This is a genomic window from Streptomyces sp. NPDC003248, from assembly GCF_055563235.1.
Genome location: NZ_JBVHDT010000018.1, coordinates 110,073 through 133,826, shown reverse-complemented (window position 1 = coordinate 133,826; position 23,754 = coordinate 110,073). Strand labels below are relative to the sequence as shown.

Here is a 23,754-nt window from a genome sequence, read left to right as displayed (position 1 = left end):
CTCAGCCCGCCGCGGCGAGCACCAGGGGAAGGACCTGTTCGCTGCCCGCCCGGCGCAGCAGACGGGCAGCGACCGCGAGGGTCCAGCCGGAGTCGGTGTAGTCGTCCACGAGCAGGACGGGGCCCGAGGAGCGGGCCAGGGCGGCGGTCAGATCCTCGGGGACGGCGAAGGCGCCGGACAGTGCCCGGAGCCGTTGTGCGGAGTTGCTGCGGCGTGCAGCGTGGGCGCCGTCCGGACCGGTGTACGCCAGCGTCCCCAGCAGCGGGATCCGGCCGACGGACGCAATGCCCTGGGCGAGTGAGCCGACGAGGTGCGGGCGGGCCAGGGACGGCACGGCGACGACGCCGACCGGCCGGGCGGAGGCGTCCGGAACGTCCGGCGCCCAGCCACCGGGCGACCGTGCCCAGTCGGCGAGGACCGCCACCGCGGCCCGCAGGACGTCGTCGGGGACAGGCCCGTCGGGGGCGTTGTCGGCCAGCAGCGGACGGAGCCGGTTGCCCCAGCCGATGTCCGAGAGCCGTCCCAGCGCGCGCCCGGTGGAACACTGCTCCGTGGCCGGGATGCGCCCCTTGAGGTCGATGCCCAGTGCGGGCATTCCCGTCGGCCACATCCGGCGCGGCTCGATCTCCACCCCCGGGCGGTCCAGCTCCTTCGCCGCCCCGGTCAGCGTCTCCGCCGAGACGGACGGGTCGGCCCAGGCTCCCGCGCAGTTGTCACAGCGGCCGCACGGTGTCGCCCCCTCGTCGTCCAGCTGCCGGCGCAGGAACTCCATCCGGCATCCGTCCGTGCTCACGTAATCGCGCATGGCCTGCTGCTCGGCCGCGCGCTGCCGGGCGACCCAGGCATACCGGTCGGCGTCGTAGTCCCACCGCTCACCGGTGGAGATCCAGCCGCCCTTCACCCGTTTGACCGCGCCGTCGACGTCCAGCACCTTCAGCATCGTCTCCAGCCGGCTGCGCCGCAGGTCCACCGACGCCTCCAGGGCCGGCACGGACAGCGGCCGTCCCGCCCCCTCAAGGGCCGACAGCGTCTGCCGGACCTGCGCCTCGGGAGGGAAGGCGGTGTCGGCGAAGTAGCGCCAGATGGCCTCGTCCTCCTTGCCCGGCAGCAGCAGCACATCGGCGTGGGCCACGCCGCGGCCCGCACGCCCCACCTGCTGGTAATAGGCGATCGGCGAGGAGGGCGAGCCGAGATGGACCACGAAGCCCAGGTCCGGCTTGTCGAAGCCCATGCCCAGCGCCGACGTGGCGACGAGCGCCTTGACCCGGTTGTCCAGCAGGTCGGCCTCGGCCTGCAACCGGTCGGCGTTCTCCGTGCGCCCCGTGTAGGAGGCCACGCGGAAGCCGCGCTGCCGCAGGAAGGCGGTGGCCTCCTCCGCCGCCGCCACCGTCAGCGCGTAGATGATCCCGGAACCCGGCAGCTCGTCCAGGTGCTCGGCGAGCCAGGCCATCCGGTGCGCGGCATCCGGCAGCTGGACCACCCCCAGCCTCAGGCTTTCCCGGTCGAGCGGCCCGCGCAGCACCAGTGCCTCGCCGGCACCCGTCCCCAGTTGCTCGGCCACGTCCGCCGTGACCCGCGCGTTGGCCGTCGCCGTCGTGGCCAGTACCGGTACGCCGGGCGCGAGCTCGGCGAGCATCGCCCGCAGCCGCCGGTAGTCCGGTCGGAAGTCGTGTCCCCAGTCGGAGATGCAGTGCGCCTCGTCGACCACCAGCAGACCGGTCGTGGCCGCGAGCTTGGGCAGCGTCTGTTCGCGGAAGTCCACGGAATTGAGACGTTCCGGACTCACCAGGAGGACGTCGGTCTCGCCGCGCTCGACCTCCTCGTGGATGGCGTCCCACTCCTCCGGATTGGCCGAGTTGATGGTGCGCGCCCGGATACCGGCCCGCGCCGCCGACTCGACCTGGTTGCGCATCAGCGCCAGCAGGGGCGAGACGATGACCGTGGGGCCGGAGCCGCGCCGGCGCAGCAGGGCGGTGGCGACGAAGTACACCGCCGACTTGCCCCAGCCGGTGCGCTGCACCACCAGCGCTCGCCGGCGCTCACGCACCAGGGCCGCCACCGCCTGCCACTGGTCCTCCCGCAGCCGAGCGGAACCCGCCGGGTCACCGACGAGCTCGGCGAGGATGGTGTCGGCTTCGGTGCGCAGCTCCAGGTCGTCCATGCCTCCATGCAACCCGATGGCACTGACAATCGGCCACCTCACGCCGAGTGACAGCCGGATCACGAACGGTCCACGGGCCCCGCGCCGATCGACCTGCGGCCGCCGCCCCCGCCGCCCAACCGTTCAGGCACGCTGCTGCGATGCCGGCACCCTCCTCACCCCCGGATGCGGATCTCCGCGGCTGCACTGCTGGACTGCACGCTCCATTTCTCCGTCGGCGGAGAAGACGACAATGCGACAGGTACGGTGTTCGCCGGGGGTACCGGGCCGCGGCGGACGGCCGCCGGCTGTTGTGGTCCGCCGCCCGGCAGCTCGCTCTCATCGCGCCCGCCGTCCTGATCGTGGGGCCGCTCGGGCGGTACCGGCTCCCAGGCTTCCGCCTCGCCTGACGATCGCCGGACGCCCGTGACCAGGTGCCGCCCGGACCGGCCGCCCCGCCCGAACGGCGGCTGCCCGACGACGCGACCTCCACATGCCGGCGGCGCGCCATCGGGAACACCACCACGACGGTGGGTGAACCAGACGTGTACGGCGGGCGGACGCGTCATGACGCACCCAGTGGGTAGGGATATAAGACCCGCACCGCCATATAACGGTCGGTGGCCCCAATTGCTCGTTGCCGCATCCCAGTTCGACAGGAAGAATTGAGTTCCGCTCCCCCCGCATGGCCCGCCCGTGGTCCGGTAGGGCTTTGCCGTGGTGTGCGCTCCCCCGAAACCGACCCGCCCGCAGTGTGGGCCGTAGCCGAAGGGAGGCTCGTGACCCTCGGATTTGCTCCGTCCTCGGCGGCATCGTTGTCGACGTCCACGTCCGCCGCTTCCGCCAACCGCTTGCTCGAGCCTGCCGAGTGGGCCGCGGCCGGCATTCCGCTGCTGCGCAGTCCGCGGGAGGTCGTCAGCGGGCTGCACGCGCGCCATCGGCCCAGACCGTCCACCGCCGTGGTGGCCGTACTGGATCCCGACGAGCGGCTGCTGGCCAGCGCCTCCTTCACCCGGCGTCAGGCGTCCGCCGACGGCTGGATGTTCCGCAACGCGCTGCTCGCACAGTTGCGCCGGGTCATCCCGCACGACTTGCGGCGCCGCACACCGGTGCGCACCGCCGTGCTGCTCTACTGCCGCGACGGCGACGCACGCTGGACGGAGGAGGACGGTGCCTGGATGTGGGGGCTGCGTGACGCCTGCACCCTGCACGGCCTGCGCTGTGGGGCGTACATCACGCTGACGGGGGACGGCTGGCAGGTCCTGGGTGAGGGCCGGGGAGGCCGCCGCCCCAACGCGGATTCGGCTCCGGAGCCCTTCGGACTGTCGGAGGCCCCGCCTCCGCTGCCCCGCACCGGTGGCGTCGCCTCGGAGGTTCTGCGCCGCGCGGCCGCCCGCTGAGGGCCTTCGGCCGGACACAGGAGCCGCGGCGGCGTCGGCGGCGAAGGACGACGCGGTGTCCCAGGCGCCCCCGCCCGCTGCTTCGATTCCCTTACGAGGGACGGGGAACCCGGGCCGACCGCCGTATGTGCCGCCGCGGAAGCGGACACCGCTCGCGGCGGCACATACGGCGGGTCTCCTCCGGGGCACCGCCCGGCACGCCTGTCCGACGCGCCGTCGGCACACATCTGCCGCGCATGCCGAGGCGTACGCGCCGAGACTCACCTCATCCGCGCACAGCGAGGACGACCGTGGAGGTACCGCAGCCGCGACACCTCCGCCGGTCCGGTGCCGCCCCAGGTGACCGGGGCCGGCTCAGACGCCCGCGCCCAGGACCGCGTTGATCTGCTGCGGGTCGCCGCAGACGATCAGCAGGGCACCGGCTCGCTTGTGGGCCAACGGCAGGACGGTGGCCGCCGTGGCTTCGGAACCGCCGTTGACGGCGACCACGACCACGGGACGCACGCCTGCCCGGTCCGCGACGGCGGCGTCCGCGTAGAAGACGTCGTCCCCCGCCTCGTGCTGCGCCCAGTAGGACGCCTCACCGAAGGACAGCTCATGGGCGGCCCAGGGGTGCTGCTCGCCGGTGGTGATCACCAGCACCTCCCCCGGAGCGCGGCCCGCGTCCAGGAGCACGTCCACGGCCTCTTCGGCCGCATCCAGCGCGCCCTCGGCCGAAGCCGGGATCAACTGGATCTGGGGAGCCGCGGAGACAGTCGCGGAGGGGACAGGGGCGGCCGGGGCCGGGGGCCCGGGCTTGGCGGCGACGTCACGCGGTGCGCGCTGCACCGGCGGCGTCGGCCGCTGGGGTCCGGGACGCCCGGGACGCGACGGAGCCGCGGGACGGGGACCGGGTACGGGACGAGGGGTCGGCGCTGTGCGGCCGCTGGCCGGAGTGGCGCGGGGACCCTGGGCACTCTCGTGAATCTGAGGCTCCTCGGGAATGAGAGGCATGAGCTGTTATCTATCAAACGTTGGTGCGGCTCGCGCCAGCGGGTGGCACATATGTGCGAGCGGAATCGTCAGAAGTCGAAGCCGAGCTGACCCTCGATCTCCGGAACGCTTCCGTCCGCCCAGCTTCGGGCCTTCTTGAGATGCCGCCACTGGGGCAGCGCATCAAGATACGCCCACGACAAGCGGTGGTACGGGGTGGGGCCCCGCTCCTCCAGTGCGGCCTTGTGCACGGGCGACGGATACCCGGCGTTGTCCGCAAATCCGAAGTCTGCATGGTCGATACCCAGTTCGGCCATCATTTTGTCGCGCTGAACCTTGGCGATCACCGAGGCCGCCGCGACCGCCACACACGACCGGTCGCCCTTGATCACCGTGCGGACCTTCCAGGGGGCACCGAGGTAGTCGTGCTTCCCGTCGAGGATCACCGCATCGGGGCGGATCGGAAGAGCGTCCAGCGCGCGTACGGCGGCGAGCCGCAGCGCGGCCGTCATCCCCAGGTCGTCGATCTCCTCGTGCGAGGCATGACCCAGAGCGTACGAGGTCACCCATTTCTCCAGTTCCGCGGCGAGCGCGGTGCGGCGCTTGACGGAGAGGAGCTTGGAGTCGGTGAGCCCCACGGGAGGCCGGCGGAGTCCGGTGACCGCCGCGCAGACGGTGACGGGACCGGCCCACGCACCCCGGCCCACCTCGTCGACACCGGCAATGACCTTCGCTCCGGTCGTGGCGCGAAGGGAGCGCTCGACGGTGTGAGTAGGCGGTTCGTACGGCATGGCGCCCTTAGGGTACGCCGCCCGGATCCTCTCGCGACACCCAGGTTTCCCTGTGCGACCCCTCTGCCCGCGGCGAGCCCGTCCGGGTCCCCCTCATCCCGCGCCGGGTCGCAGCAACGGCAGCATGAGCTGGTCGACCATCTCCTCCAGATCCCGATCACTCCATTCGCTTGCGCACATCTTCGATCGGTACATCATCATGGCCGGAATGACGTCCAGGACGTAACCGTTCGCCGCCCCGGATCGCACCTCACCCCGCTCTACTCCACGGCCGATAATCTCGCGCAACACCTTGACCGCCGGCTCCACCACCCCTTCCACGATCAGCGCATGGAAGCGCTCCACCTGCAACGGATCGCATTCGTGAATGATCGACCTCACCGCCATACCTGGTCTGGACATCATCGCGTCACGCGCCGTCCGGCACAGCACGATCAGGTCCTCACGCACACTCCCCCGGTCGGGCACGGCGTCCAGCCGGGGCAGCCCGGCACGCAGGGCGTCCGCGACCAGATCCTCCTTGGAGGGCCACCGGCGGTACACGGCGGCCTTGCCGGTCTGCGCCTCGGACGCGACCCCCTCCATCGTGAGGCCGTTCCAGCCGACGGTACCCAGTTGCTCCAGAGCGGCATCGAGGATCGCGCGTTCGAGTACGGCCCCACGCCGGCGCGAGGAGGCCTCCCGAGCGGGGGCGGCGGTCCAGCGCGAAGTAACCATCTGAATGTCTCCAGCGAGCAGAGGGAGGAGGGGGAGGGGGATCGCGGGGAGGGAGGCGCCAGGCGGCAGTGGCGAGAGAGAGACCGGGGGACGACCCCTGAAGTGAACGCTTGCGTTCACTACTGGGGACTCACTACCGTTGGCGCAACAGTGAACGCCAGCGTTCACTAACGCCTTTGTGGGGGACCCATAGTGACGACCTCTCAGTTAATCGAAAATCAGGAACCAGGTGCGGGTGCGGCTCGTCGGCAAGGACACCCGGGCATCGCGCTCACCGTCATCGCCGCGTGCCAACTCATGGTGGTACTCGACGCGACGATTGTGAACATCGCGCTCCCGCACATTCAAGACGCGCTCAGGTTCAGCACCACCGATCTCACGTGGGTGGTCAGCGCCTACACACTCACCTTCGGCGGTCTGCTGCTGCTCGGCGCCCGAGCCGGTGACATTCTCGGCCGCCGCCGGGTCTTCCTGGCCGGCATCCTGCTCTTCACGTTCGCCTCGCTCCTGGGCGGAGTGGCCCAGGAACCCTGGCAGTTGCTGGCCGCCCGCGCCCTGCAGGGCATCGGAGGTGCCATCGCCTCGCCCACCTCGCTGGCGCTCATCACCACCACCTTCCCGGAAGGTCCGGAACGGAACCGGGCCTTCGGCGTCTTCGCCGCGGTGTCCGCGGGCGGCGGCGCCATCGGGCTGCTCGCCGGCGGCATGCTCACCGAGTGGCTCGACTGGCGCTGGGTGCTGTTCGTCAACGTGCCGATCGGTGTCCTCATCGCCGTGCTCACCCCGCTGTACATCAGCGAGTCCGAACGTCACCCCGGCCGCTTCGACATCGCGGGCGCGCTGACCTCGACGGTCGGCATGGCCTCCTTGGTGTATGCCTTCATCCGCGCAGCGGAGGAAGGATGGGGCGACAGCCTGACCCTCGGGGCCTTCGGTCTCGCCCTGGTCCTGCTGGTCGCGTTCGTCTTCACGGAGATGCGGGCGGCAGATCCGATCACGCCGTTGAAGATGTTCGCCGACCGCAACCGCAGCGGCACGTACGTGATCATGCTGAGTCTCGCCGCGGCCATGTTCGGCATGTTCTTCTACATCGTTCTCTTCGTGCAGAACGTGCTGGGCTACAGCCCGATCAAGGCAGGGCTCGCCTTCCTTCCGGTGACCCTCGCGATAGCCGTCGGGGCGGGCCTGTCCCAGCGGTTCCTGCCCGTGCTGGGGCCCAAGCCGTTCATGCTCGGCGGCTCCGCCCTTGTGGTGATCGGCCTCACCTGGCAGACGTTCATCAGCCCCGACAGCTCGTACACGGGCGGAGTGCTCGGACCGATGGTCACCTTCGGGTTCGGCATGGGTCTGAACTTCGTGACGGCGACGGTCACAGCGGTGTCGGGTGTCGCCCAGCACGAGGCGGGTGCCGCGTCCGGCCTGCTCAATGCGACGCAGCAGGTGGGCGGGTCTCTGGGACTGGCCATTCTGACGACCGTCTTCGGCTCGGCGAGCAAGGACGAGGCGGAGAGGCAGCTGCCGGACTTCCTCGCGCACGGGTCGGCGGAACAGAAGGCCGCTTTCGCCACCCAGCACCAGCTTCCGGCGCCCTGGGGGCATGAGGTCCTCGCGCAGGGCATCTCGACGGCCTTCGTACCGGCCGCCGCGATGGCCGCACTCGCCCTGGTGACGGCCTGGCTGGTGATCCGGGTCCGCAAGAGCGACCTGGAGGCCCTGTCCGGCGCGGCGGGGCCCATGGCCGGCTGACGACACACAGGGCTCACGGGCCGGCCCCGGGCCGTCGCCGACGTACGTCAGGACGAACGTCGCGTGCACGCGCTCGGGGCCAGTCGTTCCCCCCGCCCTGCCGGTCGGCGGAACCGCGCCTCGCCGCACCGTCGGAGTCGGCGCCCGCCGGGCTCTCACCGACCGCACCGACCAGGTCCCGGTCACGAACAGGACGACCAGCACCACCGCCAGCACGAACCGCATGCCCCACCCCCGACGCCTCAGCTGTCCCCACACCTCTCGGACGCCCGCTCCTGTGCACAGATCTCGCACAGCGGACACCCGAAGAACGAGCGCGCGGTCACGCTGAGTTCCCACCGGACACGGAAAGTTTCCACCGGGGGACCCGGCCGTGCCTCAGGGCACCGTCACACAGCCGTCGGCGCCCATGCCGGGAACGCCTCGACCTGCTCCGCCCAGGACTTCGGAGGTGCCCCGGCCTTCCCTGATGCCAGCACGCCGCCCACGATGGCGCAGGTCGTGTCCACGTCTCCGCCCACCTGGGCCGTGGTCCAGAACGCCCTCTCGAAGTCGCCCAGCGACCGGGCGGCGGACCAGAGGGCGAAGGGCACGGTGTCATGAGCCGTCGTGCGCCGCCCGCACCCCAGCACCGCCGCGACGGTGGCGGCGTCGCCGTAGTCGAGCATGTCCCGGGCCCGGCGCAGGCCGGCTCCGACGGCGCTCTTCGGGACGAGGGCGATGACGCCGTCCAGGAGTGCCTCGGGGCTGGGCGGCCCGTCGGGCGATCCGGCCAGCGCGGCGGCCGCGGCGACGGCCATGGCCCCGACCACGGCCTCCCGGTGCTGGTGCGTGGGATAGGCGGAGATCTCCGCCTGGTGGGTCGCCTGCTCGGGGTCGTCGGCGTACCAAGCTCCCAGGGGGGCGATGCGCATGGCGGCGCCGTTGCCCCAGGACCCCTGACCGTTGAACAGCGCGGCCGACAGTTCGCGCCAGTCACCGCCCTCCCGGACGAGCCGCAGCAGCCGGCTGACCGCCGGGCCGTAGCCGCGGTCGAAGTCGTGGTGCTCCGCGAAGGAGCGGGCCAGTGCGTCCTGGTCGATGCGGTGGTGGGCGGCCAGGACGGCGACGACGGAACAGGCCATCTCCGTGTCGTCCGTCCACTGCCAGGGGCTGGGCGGCAACTCGCGGCGCTTCAGCAGCGGGTAGTTCGCCGGTACGAAGAACTGGGAGCCCAGCGCGTCTCCCACCGCGAGTCCGCGCAGGCCGGCCAGGGCACGCTCCAGGCGCCCTTCGGGAGAGGAGTCAGCCGTCATCTTCCTGCCACTCTATCCGCTGATCCCGTACGGCTCCGGGTCTCGCCACTGGGCGAACCGTCGATGGAGGTAGTGGCACCATTGCCATCCAGTGCCGGGGGCTCCATCAGCAGCAGCTCCGGCGTCACCTTGCACCGCACCTGCAACGTCACCTTGTCGGGGTCCAGAAGCGTCGTCCCGGGAAAGCCCGCCAAGCGCTCCATCACGACCTCCAGGCCACCGGGCGCCCCCCACTTGACCCAGTGGTTCATCAAGGTCGTGTACGGCACGGGAGCCCCCAGAGCCCGCCAGGACACGCCGGTGCGGGCCTTCTCCAGGAAGGCCTCCAGCACATCCCGCGACGAGTGATGCGGCGAGAACCTGGGCACGACGTCCTTCACCTTCGCCCACGCCTCGTCCGTAAGAAGCGGAACGTCCAGGCCGCGCTCGACGAAGAACGCCATCGCCCGGCAGGGGCGTCCCGAGGGGCGCGAGGGCACCTCGCCCAGGATCATGATCTCGGCCCGCAGGAGATTGAACAGCTCCGCCTGCTCCTCCAGCGTCTTGTCCGCAAGGCGGACCCGCGCCTTCTCGGCCAGGACGCTCAGTTGCCTGGCGATGTCCTCGACCTCGACGACGGTCTCTTTCCAGCCCTCGATCTCCACACGCTGCTTATGGAGGTCCGCCAGATCGGCATTCGGCTGAGCGGTCATCCTGGCGATGTACTTCTCGGCCTCCGTCCGGGACATACGGCGAGAGGCCGCCTGTTGCGTAGCGGCCATGATCATGAGATCGATGGACTCTTCCAGCTCGGCAATGCGCTTGCCCAGGACCTTCAGCCGGCCGTCGAAGTCGGCGCCGGTCTCAGCCTTCTTCGCCAGGGCCGCCGTCGCCCGTCGCTCCAGCTCCACGGGGTCCTCAAGGAACTCCCGCACGAGACGCCATGCCTCTCGTTCCACCGGCTCCGCCCGGATGATCGGGCAGGTGCAGCGCCTGTCCTTCGGAATGTTGCTCCCGGCGCCGCTACAGCGCATGGCCTTGAAGGGACTGCGGCCCTGCTGGTCGCCCTGACGGGACTTCCCCGCCCCGACGTACACGAGGCCGCATGGGCTCGCGATACGACCGCCCAGGGCGTAGGTGAAGGTCTTCGGGGTCCGACGCCGAGGGCGCTGTGCCTTCGCCTCGGCAAGGGCCGCCAGCTCCCGCGAGGTGAGAACCGGCTTCAGCTTGATCTCGACGGCGGCCCCGTAACGAGGGCTCCCCGCCTTGTCCAGGACGACATCCCGGGAACCGCGATGCACGATGACCGCTTCCAGGGTGGCCCGCGAGTTGAGAAGGTTGTGAACGGATCCGTAGTCCCACAGGGCACCGCTCTTACGGCGGTATCCGGCAGCGTTCAGGTCGCCGCCGGTCGTGTCATAGGACCGCGTGGCCACGAACCGGGACACCGCCAAGTGCAGGCCGTCGGCCTCGTGAAGGCCTGCACATGCGCCGACGCAGTCGCACTCGTCGGGCTCCAGGCGGCTCTCGCCCTTCAGACCCTTGCTCTTCACCCGGTAGCCGTACGGCACGCTGCCGCCCAGATAGGCGCCCTGGTGGCCCAGGAATTCGGCCTTCTCCTGGATGCCGCCCTGGGTGCGGTTCCGGATGACGATCAGCTCGTCTTCCGCCCGGTCTGCGGCCTTGCGCATCCGGCTTTGACCCTCTTCGGTGGTGTTGTCGGAGTCGCCCACCACCACGGCCGTGAAGATCCCCAGGTCTTCCAGCTCCCAGACCCAGGGCCAGAAGGCGCGGCCCCGACGGCCGATGGCCCGGTCTTCGAAAACCACCACGACGTCGAACGGCTTCGGCGTCATACGGGCCTGGCGCATCAGCTCCTTCACGTCAGGCCGCTGCGTGTGGTCCAGGCTCCCGCTGAAGCCCTCGTCGGCGAAGATGTTCGTCAGAGCCCAGCCCTTGTCGGTGATGTGCTTGACGACCCTCCGGCCGGTGTAGGGGATTCCGTATCCCTTCCGCTGGTCCTCGGTGCTCACCCGGAGGTATGCAACGGCCCGGAGCTGTCCGGGCTCGGCCACCTGAGCCACAGCGTCCAGAGCGCGGAAGAGTGCTTCGCGCCTCGCCTGGTCATCGGTCATGGTCTCCCCCTGGCCACTCGGCAGCGCTACGGGAGCGGCCCGAACAAGATCTCCAACAGCCTCTCGTGCGAACGGGCATCCATGGCCTCGTCGCTGATGATCAGCTCACTGCGCCGCTCCGGCTCCTCCGTCATCGTCCGTCGGAGCCACTCTCCGGCCTCCTCGGCCCGTATCGCGCCATCGTCCTGCATGGGTGCTCCTCACCTGCCCGCGTTGCGTCCTGAGGCTCTTCAGCCCGACGCTGACGCTGGATGGAACTTCGCGAAGTCCGTCATCGCGTAGAGCGCCACTGGCCGTGCGCGGAAAGGCGTCTGACGGGCAGCAGAAATGCTGCCACCCGAAAGGGTGACAGCACAACTTTCGCTTGACTTCTCGGATTCCCTCCAGGATTTCTTGGAGATATTAGGCGGGCTGCTCCGCCGACTCGGGCAGATCCACATGGAGGATCTCGTTCACGAGGTCACCGACGTTGAAGCCCCGCTTCGTCGGGTCGAACCCGATGTACGAGCAGCCGAGCCGGTCCTCGATCAGGGTTCGCCGCCACCATTCGGCATTCCGATCGCGGCTGGGATCATTCAGGCGGTCGCGCTCGACCACAAGATTGAGAACCGGAATGAAGAGGTCCACGACATGATCACCGACCCGATACTCCTCGTGAACCCTGACCGGCCTCAGGGCGGCGATGACGATCCGGAGGACCTCCGCTACGGGGGTCGCGACATGCACGGTCTCCATGTTCAGCTCGATCGCCAGGTTCAAGGCGGCGGCCCGCTGGCTATTCGCCACCAGACGCCGCAGACCGTCCAAGGTCACGGCGGTGGTCACGGTTCGCGCCCGTGGGCCCTCTTCGCCGAACAACTGCCACGGGACGCGGGCCTTCATTTCCCGAGGGATCTGCCGGTGACACTTACCGTACGCGCCGGTCGCGGCGTACCCCAGGACACGAACACCGTCCCACAAGCTGTAGAGCGTCTCGTCATCTACCACTGCCGTTCGAATGCGGCTAAGCTCAGTCACGGTTTCCCCAAACCTCGGATGCGGCAACACCCGACTGATCTCTCCCCAGAGATTTTTGAATTCGAAGGCCCACCTCTCCCCAGAGGTGGGCCTTCAGCGTGTACGGCCGGCTGAAATCCTAGCCGTTTGAAACGACGGAAAGCGACCGCTCCAGCACGTGGCGCAATCTCTGACGAGAATCCGTTGCCGTTTTTAAAATCCTCTCCCGTTGATCTCCCGCGAGAAGGCGTCGAGTGCGACGGCTCGGCAGAACTCCCAGCGGTCCGGATCAGAGGGGTCCAGGGCCAGCGCCTGGGCCGCCTCGGTGTTCCCCTGGCCCCGGAGGGCCCTGGCCCTCCGGGAGGCAGTCCTGAAGCCCTCCAGGGTCAACTCGAAGCCGTCCGGGGTCTCCGTCAAGCCGTGGCGCCGCAGGGCCTCCTGGCGGGCTCCGTTGCTCATTGCCTCTCCTACTCCGTCAGCTCGGGGTGGCGACTCGGGAGGCCCTCTCACGCCGCCTACGGGCTTTGTCGATGCGGGCCTGGGTCCTGGCATCCACGACGGCCTCCTGGTTCGGCAGGCGGCCGAACACGGACTCGAAGATCCGCGGGTTGCCCTCGCACAGGACGCGGAGCTTGAAGTCGTCCTCGGTCTCGTCCTCGGCCTGAGCCGGCTGGGTGGCCGGGAGGACATCGGGGGCCTTCGGCGTCCGGTCCTGCTTGGAGATGCGGGCCCGCATGGCGGCCAACTCCTCGGGGGTCGGCGGCTTCGGGACCTTCAGCGGCTCCAGCTTGCCGAGGTCGGCAACCTCGACGACCAGGGCTTCTGGAGTGTCCGGGACCTGGACCGGCTCCAGCCACATCCGGACGTAATCCACCGACTCGGCGTCCACCAGACGGGCCTTGTGCCGGGCGAGGTCCTGCTTGTGCTCTTCGGTCTCGGCCTCGGCGATGGCGTCGGAGAAGGTCGCCGCGACATCCAAACGGTCCTTGTGTGCCCGCAGGGCTCCGAAGACCGCGAGGGCCCACTCGGGGAGCTGTCCGTCGTGCTGGGTCATCCAGGACTCCAGGGCCTTCGCCAGGCGCTCCTCGGAGTACTCCAGGACCTTCCGCCGCCACTCGGGGTCCTCGATCGCCTGGGCCACCAGCTCCCGGTGCTGGTGCACCCGGAGGGCCGCGTACCCGGCACGGGTCCCCCGGCGCCCGGCGTCCTGGCGCTTACGGTGGGCCGCCGTGAGCTTCAGCCCGGCCCGGAGGCCCTTCTCGTACACCCGGCCCTCCTCACACGCCTCGGAGACGTAGAACGAGAGGTCCACGATGACGACGGCACCCCGGCCCTTGGTCCGCTCGAAGCCGAGCCCGTCCACGATGCGCTGGGTCTGCTGGGCGCTCTTGCCCAGGACGGCCTGGATGACCTCCAGCGGGACCTGGACGGGCTCGAAGCCCCAGACCATGGCGATGGCCCAGCCCGCATCTCCCAGGGGCTTCTGGTTGCCGTACGGCCGGTTCCGCCACAGGTCGTTGCCCGGGTCCAGGAGAGCGGCGTACTCCTCGATCCAGGGGGCCTCAGACGAACTCGTCATCTGTCCCCCATTACTGGTTTCAAGATCCTTCTTCTCCTTCTCCTTCAGGGCCTCCAGGCCCTTCTCAGAGAGAGAGTTCGAAGAACTCTCATCAGATGATTGATGGGGGACAGATGACGAGTTTCGAGGGGAGCCGAAGGGGAGCGGCTCGATGGTCATGGGACTACGCTCCTCCTCCACTTCGCTCCAGACACCACGGGTGGCACAGCGCAAGAGGACCGAGGACTGGCCTTCGGCCGGAAGGATGCCGGGACTGGGACGACCGGACCTCTCCGAGTGGCCGTACAGGGTCTTCCGGTCCAGACCGGAGTGGGCCTCGATGGCGTCCAGTCCGGTCATCTCGTGCAGGACGAGGCCCGCGTGGACCCGGCACTCCTGAACGCCAACCCCGGCCCGGAGGGCGCGACGGGTGTCGTGGAGGGTCGTCTCCGGGGATTCCTGGAGGGCGGTTCGACCCGGGAAGTCGTTGCCGGTAGAATCGGCGACAGAGTTCACGTTGTTCCCATCTGCTTCGAGGTGTGTGGGGACAGCCGGTTCGGAGAGGTTGAAGGCCCTCCCGGACCAACCCGGCTTCATTTTTAAAAAGGAAGCCGCCTGACGTCGCCCCCGGTTCCAGCCGGGGGCTTCGTCGTGTCTGCGGGCAAGGATACGCACGCGCGTAACACCTTGGCGAGCGTCTGCATTCACTCCAAGAATTCTTGGAGACGTCCCCGCTCCAAGAAAAGTCCGAGAAAAGTCATAACCCAACGAGAAGCTGCCTAGGGCTTCCGACAGGTGGTTATCGACCCCTGCCGAGTGGTAATGTAGGGACATCGCGAAAGGCGATATCGACTCCACAGGAGGCACCCCGCACGGGGGAAGCCTCCTGTGCTGGGTGCCCCCCTGGAGCACTCCAGCACAACAGAGTCGAAAGGGGACGCCGATGGCCACCATCGCTCCCATATCTCCGGACGAGGTAACTCTGTCCGTGGGCTCGCTGCTGACCGTCATGCACGACGAGAAGCCGCATATCGTTCTCCGCCCGGCCGTTGAGGCCCTCGGTCTGAGCTACGCGGCCCAGTACCGCAAGCTCAAGTCCCGTTCGTGGGGATGCGTTGCTCAGAAGGCAATGCGTCTTCCGGGAGACCCCCGGACGCGAGAGGTCGACATCGTCCCGGTGCGGACTCTCCTGATGCTCTTGGCCACCGTCAACGAGAACCGGGTGGCGCCGGAGGTCCGTCCCACCCTCGTCGCGTTCCAGAGCGAGACCGCCGACGCAGTCGAGGCGTACTGGACCACTGGCGTGGCCTTCCGCCGCGAGGGCGGCACCCGTCAGCTCAACCGTCCGCGCGGCATGACCGTTTCGGACTTCCGGGTCACGTTCTTCGGGGACGTCGCGCCGCGCCAGCTCGACAGGCACCTGTACGACCGGGGCTACCTGATCGACCAGCGCAAGTCCCGGATCAACTCCCGGGGTGAGCTGAGGGACGGCTACAAGCACCGTCACCCCACGGCCATGGGCAGCAGGTGGTTCCAACTCCCCGAGGACCGGTACGTGGACGCCAACGGTCACGAGCGGGGCGGAGCAGTCATCCGGCCGGACCGGGTCCACGAACTCGTCGACCGGCTCATCTCCGAGGGCCTCCAGCACAACGCCACCATCTCCCGGGCCCCGAGCCGGCTGGCCCTGACGTCGTCGACCTCGACCGAGGTCATCGACGGCCACGTGATCGAGTTCCGGAGGGGCGCCTGATGGAGACCAACAACACCCCGCGCCCGATCGACCCCGCGCTCGACAGGGTCCTCCGGGACACCGACCTGGTCCTGTCCGCCCGGCTCGTCTGGGCCCACCTGCGCAACCGTCCGGTCGGCCAGCGCAAGGTCACCATCGCCCGGACCCTCGGGGTGGACAAGGCCGTGGTCTACCGCGCGATCCGAGCCCTCACCGAGCGCGGCCTGGTCGCCACCGAGGACGACGTCTGGACCGCCACCGCCCCGAAGGAGGAGGGCCGATGAGCGCCACCGAGACCGAGTACGACCCCTGGGCACGCTACGTCGCCGCCTACGACTCGCGGAAGGTCCAGCAGGTCCAGGTCCGCGAGCACATCGACGGCGTCGACCTCGTCGAGACCGTGACCGTCCGCCCCCTCCGGATCTTCATGAAGACCGACAGGGGATTGGTGGAGCTGCACGGAGAGGCCGCAGACCAAGCCATAGCCGACTTTTGGGCCCAGGCCGACCAGAACAACAACGGGGAGATCCACCGATGATCACTGCCACCGCCCTGAACGCCATGATCGAAAACCGGTTGGCGGAGATCGCCAATGACGCCTGGCGCCATCACCGCGTCATGGGTGTGAATCACGGCGACGGCCGCATCCTCCAGCTCGGCACCGGAGCCGTGTGGGAGCTGTGGGTCTGCCGCGCCGACCATGGCCACGGCCTCTGTGGGGAGCCCCTGGTGACCTCCAGTCAGGCCAGCGTCCTCCTGGGGCTTTACGCGGATGACGAGCCCGTACCGAACCCCGAGATCGAGCCGGTGGAGATCGAGCTGCTGGACGAGGGCGTCGGCGGCTTCATGATCGACAACCTGTTCCACTGGAGCGACGTCCGGGCCGAGTTCCAGAAGGCGCAGGGCTGACGATGCCGACGAACCCCCACAGCCTCGGGCACCTCTGCTACGTCATCGCCGCCGGGATCGTCATCGGCTGGATCGCCCTCGTCGTTCGCGACTTGCGGCGCGAGATGCGGAGGGGCCAATGAGCGACAGCACCGTGTGCGCGGTGTGCGACCGGACCTCCGAGAGCCGCACCTGCGTCTCCTGCCAGGCCCGGATCCGCGGGTTGATCGCCCAGCTCCCCGAGCAGTTCGCCTGGCTCCACCTGAGCCGTCAGCGGCTCCAGGGAGAGGGCGGGGACGGACGGTCGTCCAAGCGTCTGCACGCCCCCACGCCGGGCGACGAGAGGGTCCTGAACATGCTGGGCCCCGCGAGCCGTCAGCCCGTCACGGACGCCGAGGACCAGGTGGGCCCCGCGCCCTTCTTGGAGACCCTGGCGACCTGGTGTGAGGCCGTCGCCGACGAGCGGGGCCTGACGCCCGTCAGGCGCCACGTGACAGCCATGACGGCCCGGCTGACGGCCCACCTGCCGTGGATCTTCGAGCGGGGCTTCGTGAAGGAGTTCTCCGAGGAGATCCACGACCTCGTCAGGACCTGTCAGAAGATCACCCTGACGGAGCCCCGCCGGGAACCGTTGAGGGGCATCACGTGCCCGTCGTGTGACGGCCTGACCCTGGTCCGGCACCACCCCGGGGACTGGGCGGCCGAGTGCACCCTGTGCCCGTCGGTCCGCTTGGACGAGCAGGACTACCGGCAGCTCGTCCAGCAGGCCTACGAGGCCGTCAGCACGCCCCAGGAGGCCTGACGCTCGTGAGTCTCCGCGAGAGCCCCGCGTCCCCCAGCGGCGCGGGGCCTTCCCCTGTCCCCGGCTGGTTGGTCCGCACCGCTGCCATAGTCGGCCGCCCGTCAGTCCTGGCCGCCGCCTTAGCTCTGTCGGCACCTGGCGAGTACCGGCTCGCCCTGCTGGCCGGCTGGTCCCCGGCCTTCGCCTGCGTCATGCCGTTGGTCCTCAGCTTGTACGCGGCCGTCGGTGCGGCCATCGCCGGGAGCATGCCCAGGTCCAGCCCGGAGCGCCGTCAGGCCAACGTGGGCGCCGTGCTGGGCCTACTTACGGCGATGGCAGCCCAGGTGGTCGCCCACATGATCGCGGCCGGTTACATGACCAAGGGGCCTCTTGTCGTGGTGGCCGTCAGCGCGGTGCCCCCGCTGGTCGCGGCGCACACCTTGCATCTGGCGAGCGTCAGCACCGTGAAGCCCGTCCCTCCCCCGCTGACGGCCGAGCCCGAGTCCGTGACGGTGAACGTCACCAGGACCTCCGAGCCGCCCTGGAAGCCGCCGACGCCGAAGTGGGCACCCGCCCTCCAACCATCACCGCAGAGGGCCGTCAGCGCCGCTCCGACGCCCCGCCCGGAGGTCGTGACGGCCCGCGTCAGCACGGAGCCGGAGAAGGTCTCCGGGAGCCCGCAGAAGCCCACGGCGGACCGGATCGTCCGAGCGCTCTACGACTCTCTCGGCGGGAGGCGGCCGACGACCAAGCACATCGTTGACGCGTTGAAGGCCGCCGGACTCGCCAGCTCTGACGGGACTGCGCGATCTGTTCGTCTGAGGGTCGAGCAGGAGGAGCCGGAGCTTAAGGAACTGCCGCCCGCCTGACGGTGGTCGTGACGGGAGCCCAGGACTGTCGGAGGATCACCTCCGGGTCCGGGCTCCTTTGCGGGTGACGGGTCAGGAGCAGGCGCCCTCATTCTCCACGGTGTCGGGGCTGATACAAGCGGAGCCAGCGGTGTACTCGCCACCACGGTCGTACACCTGGAGAGTGGCGGTCTCATCGATCTCCCACCAGGCCGCGAAGGCCTCGGCGATGTACTGGGACTGCTTCTCCAGGCCCATCATCTTGTCCAACTCCACCATGTCGCCGCCGTCTATGGCCTCGTAGTCGATGGTCGGGTAGTCCGAGCTGACTTCCAGGGCAGGACGGAACAGCTTGCGCTCGTAGGCCCGCCACCCCTTGAGGTGCTGCACGGCCTTCTTCTGCTCAGCGGTCCCGTGCTTGGCGACGAACTCCTTGAACTGTTCGAAGGTGCTGGGGGTCTCAGCGATCTCCGCGAGCGACAGGGTGACCTTCTGCGTCTCGGGACTAACCGCCTTGTCCGACTCCTGTGCGAGGGGCTCCGGCGAGCCGGCTGAGGCGCTCGCGGTAGTGCTGGGCTTAGCCGTCGGGGCGGAGTCCGGCTTGTCGTCGTCTCCACTGCACTGGCTCACCATCGCCCAGATGATCGCGGCGACCACAAGAACGCCGCACCCCAGTGCCGACTCGCTGTTGCTATTGCTGCCCACGGACACGATCTCCATCAAGTACCGGAGGGCTTACCAACAGGCGTCACCGCAGGTAGAAGCCCTCTCATCTAGTGCCGCGCGATCGTACATGTGGCCGAGCTGTGAAGAGACTGCACCCCTGTTGGGTGGAGGCCACCGTGCAGGACAGGAAGCCCCGGCTTGACGCCTGTCAGGGGAGTGAACGCGTCCAGCGTTCTGCGCGAGCCGGCCGTTGAGGACTTGACGGAATCAGTCCCATACGAGCTGGTTCCCTCGTCATGATGATCGGCATGCATGAACTTCTGGGCAAGCTCTGGTCGATGGAGTTCGGGGCCGCTCTGCTGGGCGCCCTGGCCGGTGGGGCCTTCACGATCCTCGGCTCGTGGCTCCAGGCCCGCAGCGCCAGCAGGGCCACCGCTCTGGCCCAGGCCCAGGCGAATGCCCAACGGGCCTTCGACACTCTTTCTCGGCTCCGCGAACATCTGGAAGCCCAGACCTTCTTGGGCAGGGGTACGCACGAGGCCCGAGCGACCTGGAATCGAGAGCGCAAGACGCTCATCGCCACGGCCAACAGCGCGATCATGCTGTTGCCGGACGCGTACAAGGAGACGCGCGGACAGGCCCTCATGCTGCTCCGAATGATCAAGGAGTGGTACGGAGATCCCGAGTGGCGGGAGTACGAGGTGGAGACCAACCTTCTCCTCTCCGAGGCGTTGAAGTTCCTGGGACTGTTCGTCCGTGGGTCGAAGGTTCCGGAGAAGCGCGACATGGCCCCTGTCATCGCAGAGGCGATCGAGCACTACCGGCGCGAATGGATGACAGCCGAGCTGGCAGACCTCACCCGGCAAGCCGATTACGGCGGCCTGGACGAAGAGGATCAGGAGCGGGCCCGCCAACTTCAGGAGGCCCTCGGCCATCTCCCTCCGCAGGTTCCCGGTTCTGACGTGACGGCAGACCCGGCCCTGACGCCTGGGGCAGAGTGACGTGCAGGCAGAGACGCTGGCGGCGGTGATGGGTCTCGCGGGTGCCATAGTGGGTGCAGGGCTCTCCACAGGGGCCGTGATCTGGCAGCAGCGGAAGACCGCCCGCGAGGCCGAACGAACACACCTACTGGGCCTTGCCGAGGCGGCTGCCAACGAGGTCATACGGCTGAGCTACGAACTCCAGGACCACTTCAAGGAGGGCGTGCCGGATCGCAACTCCAGTGCGTACTACCACTGGCATGAGCCGATCGAAAGACTGAACCGCGCCCTGGAAGAGCAGGCACTGAGGTTCCACGATCCGCAGGTACGGGACTTCCTCTCCCGAGTCCATGCGGAGATTTACGTCAGGGCTGAGTCGATCGCCGAATCGGATGCCTGGCCACCGAGGTACATAACGATCAGCAGCGACCTCCGCGCCGTCATGGGTACCGTGCTCCGTCGACAGCCTTTCCCCAGGGAGGTCTGGGAGCACTATCCAGAACCGTCATGACGCCCGCCGACACGGTACTTGCTTTCCCTAACGAAAGACCGCATAATCGAACACAGCAGGCGAGGTACGTCCTCGTGCAGGCCCCGACGCCAGTGGCGTCGGGGCCGTTCGCGTGTCGGGAGGGCTTCAGTGGAGGACAACGAGATCTGGCTGACGGCCCGCGAGGCCGCCGAGCTGACGGGCGTCAGCGTCGTGACGGTCTACAGCTGGGAACGCCGGGGTCATCTGAGAGTCGAAGGCCTCGACCACCGAGGCCAGAAGCTCTTCCGACACATCGACGTCGCGAGGGCCGAGAAGGCCACCCGGGCCCGCGCTCCCCGGCGGAGCTTCCGCGTTGCCGCTTGAGCACGAGAGGATACGGATCCCGTTCCCTCGTGGAAGCCCAGGAGGCCCTGATGAGCACCGCTGGTCCCAACGTCTGCCTCTGCGGCTGCGACACCGAGATCGGTGAGGACAGCACCTTCGCGTCCGGACACGACAGCACGTACATGTGGAAGGTCCTCAAGGAGGACTTCGGCGAGGGCAAGGGTGTCAGCGAGCGCTTCCTCGACTGGTACCTGAAGAACCGCCCCCGGAAGTCATGACGCCGGGCTCTCCGACTGCTGCTGCGGCACAGTGCCGTTGACGCTCGCCTGCGGAAGAGGACCGGCCGGCTTCAGGACACCGCCCAGTTCGGGAAGTTTGGCAGCGGAGAACTTGAGGATCAGCGCGGCTTGGAGATGTGCCTTGAGCGCCGGATCCTTCACGTCCTCCAGCAGCCGGATCGCCTGACCGGCGTCCCGCTCGACCTTCATGTCCTGCCGGAGCGACTGGGTCTGCGACTCCATGTGCTTCAGTGCCAGGTCTGCCCGCCGGTGGAACAAGGTGCCGATGACCGTCATCAGGAGACCGGCAACGCTCGCCGTAACAGAGGCATACTGGTCCCCCGTGGTCTCAGCCCTGAAGATCGCCATGCCGATGCCGGAGATCAGGACGAGACCGCCCAGGATCGAGCAGGTCAGGCTGACGCTGAAACTCCGACGGGCCTGGGTGAGCCCGTAGGCGTAGTACTCGATCAACAGTTTGGCGAACCGCGTCTCCGCCTCGTCGTTCTGGTCGTCTTTCGGTCTACCCTCTTCAGGTACCAGCGTGATGTCTACGTGAGCATCGGATGTAGGAGCTTCACCGAGTACTTCCTGACGCAAGCGCGTCCGCTCCTCAGCAACCTCCTGGGCTGCGCGGTTGCTGGCCTTGACGATGTATCGGCCCCCGAGGATCAGCAAACCCAAAATGGCCGCCCAGAAAGCAACCTGAGTAACAACTGCGTCAGCGCTCACGCTCATCACGATGCCAGATCTGCCGCAAACAAGGCTCAGGTTCCGTGGACATGCTGACGGCCGTCAGCCCCTGACCTGCCGCCTGACGCCCCTTCCCGGAGCGCCAGGCGGCCGACTCACTCAGCTCTCGTCCTCGGCCTCCTCGGACGCCTGGGAACGCCTCTGGTCCCGGCGGTCACGACAGAAGCGGAAGACCTCGGCTCCGAGCGCGAGGGCTGCGGCGGCTGCACCAAGAGCCGCGTTGAAGGTTTCCACTGCGGAAGGTCCCTTTCTCCGGGACCCCGAACGCCGCCCAACACAGCGACCAAGATCCCGGCATGTGCGGTACATGCCTGGCTCTTCTTGGTTCGCATCCCCCCGATGGGTTCAGGTGTTGGACAGCAACTCCAAGGATAGTTGGAGAGTCGCCCCTTCGGTAGCCCTCAGTGCCTGACCAGTCACCCGTCACCACACGCGCGTGAGGGGTGAGCCGGCCGTGGCCCAGCCCCTCTCCCCCGAGGAACTCGACCGCCTTCGTCAGCTCCACGCTGACGGGTTGGGACGCAACGAGATCGCCCGTCAGATGGGCCGCTCGGTGGGCGTCGTCACGAACTACGCCAGGCGCCTGGGACTCGACTTCGACCGCTCCGCCACGAGGGCAGCGGTAGAGGCCCGTCAGATCGACCTGACGGACAGGCGTCAGCGTCTGACGGAGCTGTACATGGAGGCCGCCGAACTGGCCGCCATCCGCTCCATGGGCCAGTACCGGATCGAGACCTTCGACAGCCGGGGCGAGTTCGTGGCCCAGCTCGTCGACCTCCCTCCGGCCCGGGAGACCAAGGACCTCCTCCAGGCGTCCAAGGCGGCCTCCGATGCCGCTGAGCGGCTCCTCGCGGTCGACGCGGGGGACCAGGGACGGGAGAACGCCAAGGGCCTGCTGAGGACCTTGGGCGAGGCCATGACGGTCGCTGCCCAGGACCTGGGGGTCGACGATGTCGACGAGTACGGCTCGTAGCACCCAGTTCCTCCTGGAGCACTTCAGCCCCAAGCAGATCCTGAGCATCGGAACGACCAGCCGGAGGATCTCCCTCTGGGAGGGTGCGGTCTCCTCGGGCAAGACGATCGCCTCCCTGTGGGCCTGGCTGATGTTCGTGGAGAGCGCCTCCACGTCCGGCGAGCTGGTGATGATCGGCAAGACGCGGGACACCGTGTACCAGAACACCCTTGTCCCGCTGATGAACCCGGAGCGCTTCGGGGAACTGGCCGACCAGGTGGAGGCCAACAAGGGCGCCACTACAGCGAAGATCTTCGGCCGCACGGTCCACGTGATCGGCGCGAACGACATCAAGTCCGAGACCAAGATCCGAGGCATGACCTGCGTCGGCGCCTACGTCGACGAGGCCACGCTGCTTCCGGAGACCTTCTGGGAGATGCTCCGGACCCGTATGAGGGCCCCCGGAGCCCGGATCTTCGCCACGACGAACCCGGACGCGCCGACCCACTGGCTCAAAGAGAAGTACATCGACGACCCCGAGAAGCGGCGGTCGATGAAGGTCTTCTCCTTCGCGCTGGACGACAACACCCTCCTGGAGCCGGAGTACGTCGCCGACATCAAGGCCAGCCACCAAGGCCTGTTCTACCGGCGGTTCATCCTCGGCGAGTGGTGCGCGGCCGAGGGTGCGGTGTTCGACATGTTCGACCGGTCCCGGCACGTGGTAGACATCCTGCCGCCGATCACGCGGTGGCTCTCCCTCGGCGTCGACTACGGCACCTCGAACCCGACCCACGCGATCCTGGTGGGCTTCGGCAGCGACGGATGCCTCTACGCGGCTGCGGAGTGGCGGTACGACGGGCGCAAGGCCCAGCGCCAGATCACCGACATGGAGGCCTCCGAGCGCCTGCGTGAGTGGCTGGGCTCCGTGAGCCCCCCAGGGACGCGAGAGCGCGGCATACGGCCGGACATCGTGGCAGTGGACCCTTCCGCGGCCTCATTCCACGCCCAGCTCCGACTGGACGGCCTGAGCCCCCGGCCGGCTCACAACAAGGTCCTGAGCGGCATCCGCATCCTCATGGCGCTCTTCGCCGCCGACAAGCTCCGCATCCACAGCTCGTGCAAGGAGCTGCTGAAGGAGATCGACGGCTACGCCTGGGACCCCCGAGCCACTGAGAAGGGCGAGGACGCGCCCCTGAAGCAGAACGACCACGGTGTGGACGCCCTGCGCTACGCCATCAAGACCACACAGCACCTCTGGCGCCCCCAGATCAACATCCCGCTCTCGCAGGGAGACCGCGAGGACGAACGAGCTGCGTAAGGGGGGTCTGAG

General features: G+C 68.6%; 26 protein-coding genes. 14 read left to right on the top strand and 12 right to left on the bottom strand.

The features are described from left to right. Window position 1: 1 nt before the first annotated feature. Window positions 2-2,161: a RecQ family ATP-dependent DNA helicase gene (locus tag ACZ3KJ_RS31210; protein WP_467531896.1), complete on the bottom strand. Its 2,160-nt coding sequence runs from the start codon at window positions 2,159-2,161 to the stop codon at window positions 2-4. Between the two features lie 758 nt (window positions 2,162-2,919). On the opposite strand from ACZ3KJ_RS31210, the gene ACZ3KJ_RS31205 reads away from it, so the two are divergent. Beyond that, the gene (locus ACZ3KJ_RS31205) at window positions 2,920-3,540 is read left to right on the top strand and encodes a hypothetical protein (RefSeq protein WP_467531894.1); all 621 of its coding nucleotides are present in this window, start codon (window positions 2,920-2,922) and stop codon (window positions 3,538-3,540) included. A gap of 354 nt (window positions 3,541-3,894) precedes the next feature. Here the strand turns inward: ACZ3KJ_RS31205 and ACZ3KJ_RS31200 are convergent, their stop codons facing one another. The 3 genes from ACZ3KJ_RS31200 to ACZ3KJ_RS31190 all read right to left on the bottom strand — a co-directional run bounded on the left by ACZ3KJ_RS31200 (window position 3,895) and on the right by ACZ3KJ_RS31190 (window position 6,020). Further along, window positions 3,895-4,533, bottom strand: coding sequence for a hypothetical protein (locus ACZ3KJ_RS31200; protein WP_467531892.1), 639 nt, complete (start codon window positions 4,531-4,533; stop codon window positions 3,895-3,897). A gap of 68 nt (window positions 4,534-4,601) precedes the next feature. Next, window positions 4,602-5,303: a ribonuclease HII gene (locus tag ACZ3KJ_RS31195; RefSeq protein WP_467531890.1), complete on the bottom strand. Its 702-nt coding sequence runs from the start codon at window positions 5,301-5,303 to the stop codon at window positions 4,602-4,604. Window positions 5,304-5,396: 93 nt separating this feature from the next. After that, window positions 5,397-6,020 (bottom strand): TetR/AcrR family transcriptional regulator, encoded by a 624-nt coding sequence (locus tag ACZ3KJ_RS31190; protein WP_467531889.1) that lies wholly within the window; start codon window positions 6,018-6,020, stop codon window positions 5,397-5,399. Window positions 6,021-6,212: 192 nt separating this feature from the next. Here ACZ3KJ_RS31190 and ACZ3KJ_RS31185 point away from each other — a divergent pair, with 192 nt between their 5' ends. Further along, window positions 6,213-7,766: an MFS transporter gene (locus ACZ3KJ_RS31185; protein WP_467531887.1), complete on the top strand. Its 1,554-nt coding sequence runs from the start codon at window positions 6,213-6,215 to the stop codon at window positions 7,764-7,766. Window positions 7,767-8,155: 389 nt separating this feature from the next. Here the strand turns inward: ACZ3KJ_RS31185 and ACZ3KJ_RS31180 are convergent, their stop codons facing one another. The 6 genes from ACZ3KJ_RS31180 to ACZ3KJ_RS31155 form a co-directional block, all read right to left on the bottom strand. Beyond that, window positions 8,156-9,061 (bottom strand): ADP-ribosylglycohydrolase family protein, encoded by a 906-nt coding sequence (locus ACZ3KJ_RS31180; RefSeq protein WP_467531886.1) that lies wholly within the window; start codon window positions 9,059-9,061, stop codon window positions 8,156-8,158. Further along, the gene (locus tag ACZ3KJ_RS31175; RefSeq protein ID WP_467531885.1) at window positions 9,058-11,175 is read right to left on the bottom strand and encodes a recombinase family protein; all 2,118 of its coding nucleotides are present in this window, start codon (window positions 11,173-11,175) and stop codon (window positions 9,058-9,060) included. The genes ACZ3KJ_RS31180 and ACZ3KJ_RS31175 overlap by 4 nt, the downstream gene beginning before the upstream one ends. A gap of 26 nt (window positions 11,176-11,201) precedes the next feature. Further along, window positions 11,202-11,366 (bottom strand): hypothetical protein, encoded by a 165-nt coding sequence (locus ACZ3KJ_RS31170; protein WP_467531883.1) that lies wholly within the window; start codon window positions 11,364-11,366, stop codon window positions 11,202-11,204. A 211-nt stretch (window positions 11,367-11,577) separates the two neighbouring features. Beyond that, the gene (locus ACZ3KJ_RS31165) at window positions 11,578-12,192 is read right to left on the bottom strand and encodes a hypothetical protein (RefSeq protein WP_467531882.1); all 615 of its coding nucleotides are present in this window, start codon (window positions 12,190-12,192) and stop codon (window positions 11,578-11,580) included. 192 nt (window positions 12,193-12,384) lie between these two features. Then, window positions 12,385-12,630 (bottom strand): hypothetical protein, encoded by a 246-nt coding sequence (locus ACZ3KJ_RS31160; RefSeq protein ID WP_467531880.1) that lies wholly within the window; start codon window positions 12,628-12,630, stop codon window positions 12,385-12,387. Between the two features lie 16 nt (window positions 12,631-12,646). Beyond that, window positions 12,647-13,750, bottom strand: coding sequence for a hypothetical protein (locus ACZ3KJ_RS31155; protein WP_467531879.1), 1,104 nt, complete (start codon window positions 13,748-13,750; stop codon window positions 12,647-12,649). A 922-nt stretch (window positions 13,751-14,672) separates the two neighbouring features. Here ACZ3KJ_RS31155 and ACZ3KJ_RS31150 point away from each other — a divergent pair. The 6 genes from ACZ3KJ_RS31150 to ACZ3KJ_RS31125 all read left to right on the top strand — a co-directional run bounded on the left by ACZ3KJ_RS31150 (window position 14,673) and on the right by ACZ3KJ_RS31125 (window position 17,999). After that, window positions 14,673-15,482, top strand: a complete 810-nt coding sequence (locus ACZ3KJ_RS31150; protein WP_467531877.1) for a phage antirepressor N-terminal domain-containing protein — start codon at window positions 14,673-14,675, stop codon at window positions 15,480-15,482. Beyond that, window positions 15,482-15,745, top strand: coding sequence for a helix-turn-helix domain-containing protein (locus ACZ3KJ_RS31145; protein WP_467531876.1), 264 nt, complete (start codon window positions 15,482-15,484; stop codon window positions 15,743-15,745). The genes ACZ3KJ_RS31150 and ACZ3KJ_RS31145 overlap by 1 nt, the downstream gene beginning before the upstream one ends. Continuing rightward, on the top strand, window positions 15,742-15,999 hold the full coding sequence (locus tag ACZ3KJ_RS31140) for a hypothetical protein (protein ID WP_467531874.1): 258 nt from the start codon (window positions 15,742-15,744) through the stop codon (window positions 15,997-15,999). The genes ACZ3KJ_RS31145 and ACZ3KJ_RS31140 overlap by 4 nt, the downstream gene beginning before the upstream one ends. Further along, window positions 15,996-16,370, top strand: a complete 375-nt coding sequence (locus ACZ3KJ_RS31135) for a hypothetical protein (RefSeq protein ID WP_467531873.1) — start codon at window positions 15,996-15,998, stop codon at window positions 16,368-16,370. Before ACZ3KJ_RS31140 ends, ACZ3KJ_RS31135 begins: the two co-directional genes overlap by 4 nt. Before the next feature lie 118 nt (window positions 16,371-16,488). Further along, entirely contained in the window at window positions 16,489-17,151 is a 663-nt protein-coding gene (locus ACZ3KJ_RS31130) for a hypothetical protein (protein ID WP_467531872.1), read from the top strand. A 245-nt stretch (window positions 17,152-17,396) separates the two neighbouring features. Continuing rightward, a complete protein-coding gene (locus ACZ3KJ_RS31125) occupies window positions 17,397-17,999 on the top strand; it encodes a hypothetical protein (protein WP_467531871.1) in 603 nt (200 codons plus the stop codon). A 72-nt stretch (window positions 18,000-18,071) separates the two neighbouring features. Here the strand turns inward: ACZ3KJ_RS31125 and ACZ3KJ_RS31120 are convergent, their stop codons facing one another. After that, window positions 18,072-18,608, bottom strand: a complete 537-nt coding sequence (locus ACZ3KJ_RS31120; RefSeq protein WP_467531870.1) for a hypothetical protein — start codon at window positions 18,606-18,608, stop codon at window positions 18,072-18,074. A 344-nt stretch (window positions 18,609-18,952) separates the two neighbouring features. Between ACZ3KJ_RS31120 and ACZ3KJ_RS31115 the strand changes: the two genes are divergently transcribed. From ACZ3KJ_RS31115 to ACZ3KJ_RS31100, 4 genes are all read left to right on the top strand, one after another. After that, on the top strand, window positions 18,953-19,645 hold the full coding sequence (locus ACZ3KJ_RS31115; protein ID WP_467531868.1) for a hypothetical protein: 693 nt from the start codon (window positions 18,953-18,955) through the stop codon (window positions 19,643-19,645). Between the two features lies 1 nt (window position 19,646). Next, entirely contained in the window at window positions 19,647-20,135 is a 489-nt protein-coding gene (locus tag ACZ3KJ_RS31110; protein ID WP_467531866.1) for a hypothetical protein, read from the top strand. A 129-nt stretch (window positions 20,136-20,264) separates the two neighbouring features. Further along, the gene (locus tag ACZ3KJ_RS31105) at window positions 20,265-20,480 is read left to right on the top strand and encodes a helix-turn-helix domain-containing protein (RefSeq protein WP_467531865.1); all 216 of its coding nucleotides are present in this window, start codon (window positions 20,265-20,267) and stop codon (window positions 20,478-20,480) included. Window positions 20,481-20,530: 50 nt separating this feature from the next. After that, complete coding sequence (locus ACZ3KJ_RS31100) at window positions 20,531-20,719, top strand: hypothetical protein (protein WP_467531863.1); 189 nt, start codon at window positions 20,531-20,533, stop codon at window positions 20,717-20,719. On the opposite strand, the gene ACZ3KJ_RS31095 is transcribed toward ACZ3KJ_RS31100, so the two are convergent. Next, window positions 20,714-21,451, bottom strand: coding sequence for a TRADD-N-associated membrane domain-containing protein (locus tag ACZ3KJ_RS31095; RefSeq protein ID WP_467531861.1), 738 nt, complete (start codon window positions 21,449-21,451; stop codon window positions 20,714-20,716). The genes ACZ3KJ_RS31100 and ACZ3KJ_RS31095 overlap by 6 nt on opposite strands. Window positions 21,452-21,926: 475 nt before the next feature. On the opposite strand from ACZ3KJ_RS31095, the gene ACZ3KJ_RS31090 reads away from it, so the two are divergent. Further along, window positions 21,927-22,445, top strand: coding sequence for a hypothetical protein (locus tag ACZ3KJ_RS31090; RefSeq protein ID WP_467531859.1), 519 nt, complete (start codon window positions 21,927-21,929; stop codon window positions 22,443-22,445). Further along, a complete protein-coding gene (locus tag ACZ3KJ_RS31085; RefSeq protein WP_467531858.1) occupies window positions 22,423-23,742 on the top strand; it encodes a PBSX family phage terminase large subunit in 1,320 nt (439 codons plus the stop codon). Before ACZ3KJ_RS31090 ends, ACZ3KJ_RS31085 begins: the two co-directional genes overlap by 23 nt. The last annotated feature ends 12 nt before the right edge of the window (window positions 23,743-23,754 follow it).

Bases quoted from the DNA above. Each gene is read 5' to 3' on its own strand.
- ACZ3KJ_RS31200 (WP_467531892.1), bottom strand. From the start codon at position 4,533: ATGCCTCTCATTCCCGAGGAGCCTCAGATTCACGAGAGTGCCCAGGGT.
- ACZ3KJ_RS31100 (WP_467531863.1), top strand. From the start codon at position 20,531: ATGAGCACCGCTGGTCCCAACGTCTGCCTCTGCGGCTGCGACACCGAG.
- ACZ3KJ_RS31130 (WP_467531872.1), top strand. From the start codon at position 16,489: ATGAGCGACAGCACCGTGTGCGCGGTGTGCGACCGGACCTCCGAGAGC.
- ACZ3KJ_RS31140 (WP_467531874.1), top strand. From the start codon at position 15,742: ATGAGCGCCACCGAGACCGAGTACGACCCCTGGGCACGCTACGTCGCC.
- ACZ3KJ_RS31160 (WP_467531880.1), bottom strand. From the start codon at position 12,630: ATGAGCAACGGAGCCCGCCAGGAGGCCCTGCGGCGCCACGGCTTGACG.
- ACZ3KJ_RS31180 (WP_467531886.1), bottom strand. From the start codon at position 9,061: ATGACGGCTGACTCCTCTCCCGAAGGGCGCCTGGAGCGTGCCCTGGCC.
- ACZ3KJ_RS31155 (WP_467531879.1), bottom strand. From the start codon at position 13,750: ATGACGAGTTCGTCTGAGGCCCCCTGGATCGAGGAGTACGCCGCTCTC.
- ACZ3KJ_RS31145 (WP_467531876.1), top strand. From the start codon at position 15,482: ATGGAGACCAACAACACCCCGCGCCCGATCGACCCCGCGCTCGACAGG.
- ACZ3KJ_RS31150 (WP_467531877.1), top strand. From the start codon at position 14,673: ATGGCCACCATCGCTCCCATATCTCCGGACGAGGTAACTCTGTCCGTG.
- ACZ3KJ_RS31135 (WP_467531873.1), top strand. From the start codon at position 15,996: ATGATCACTGCCACCGCCCTGAACGCCATGATCGAAAACCGGTTGGCG.
- ACZ3KJ_RS31115 (WP_467531868.1), top strand. From the start codon at position 18,953: ATGCATGAACTTCTGGGCAAGCTCTGGTCGATGGAGTTCGGGGCCGCT.
- ACZ3KJ_RS31210 (WP_467531896.1), bottom strand. From the start codon at position 2,161: ATGGACGACCTGGAGCTGCGCACCGAAGCCGACACCATCCTCGCCGAG.
- ACZ3KJ_RS31175 (WP_467531885.1), bottom strand. From the start codon at position 11,175: ATGACCGATGACCAGGCGAGGCGCGAAGCACTCTTCCGCGCTCTGGAC.
- ACZ3KJ_RS31195 (WP_467531890.1), bottom strand. From the start codon at position 5,303: ATGCCGTACGAACCGCCTACTCACACCGTCGAGCGCTCCCTTCGCGCC.
- ACZ3KJ_RS31125 (WP_467531871.1), top strand. From the start codon at position 17,397: ATGCCCAGGTCCAGCCCGGAGCGCCGTCAGGCCAACGTGGGCGCCGTG.
- ACZ3KJ_RS31190 (WP_467531889.1), bottom strand. From the start codon at position 6,020: ATGGTTACTTCGCGCTGGACCGCCGCCCCCGCTCGGGAGGCCTCCTCG.
- ACZ3KJ_RS31170 (WP_467531883.1), bottom strand. From the start codon at position 11,366: ATGCAGGACGATGGCGCGATACGGGCCGAGGAGGCCGGAGAGTGGCTC.
- ACZ3KJ_RS31085 (WP_467531858.1), top strand. From the start codon at position 22,423: ATGTCGACGAGTACGGCTCGTAGCACCCAGTTCCTCCTGGAGCACTTC.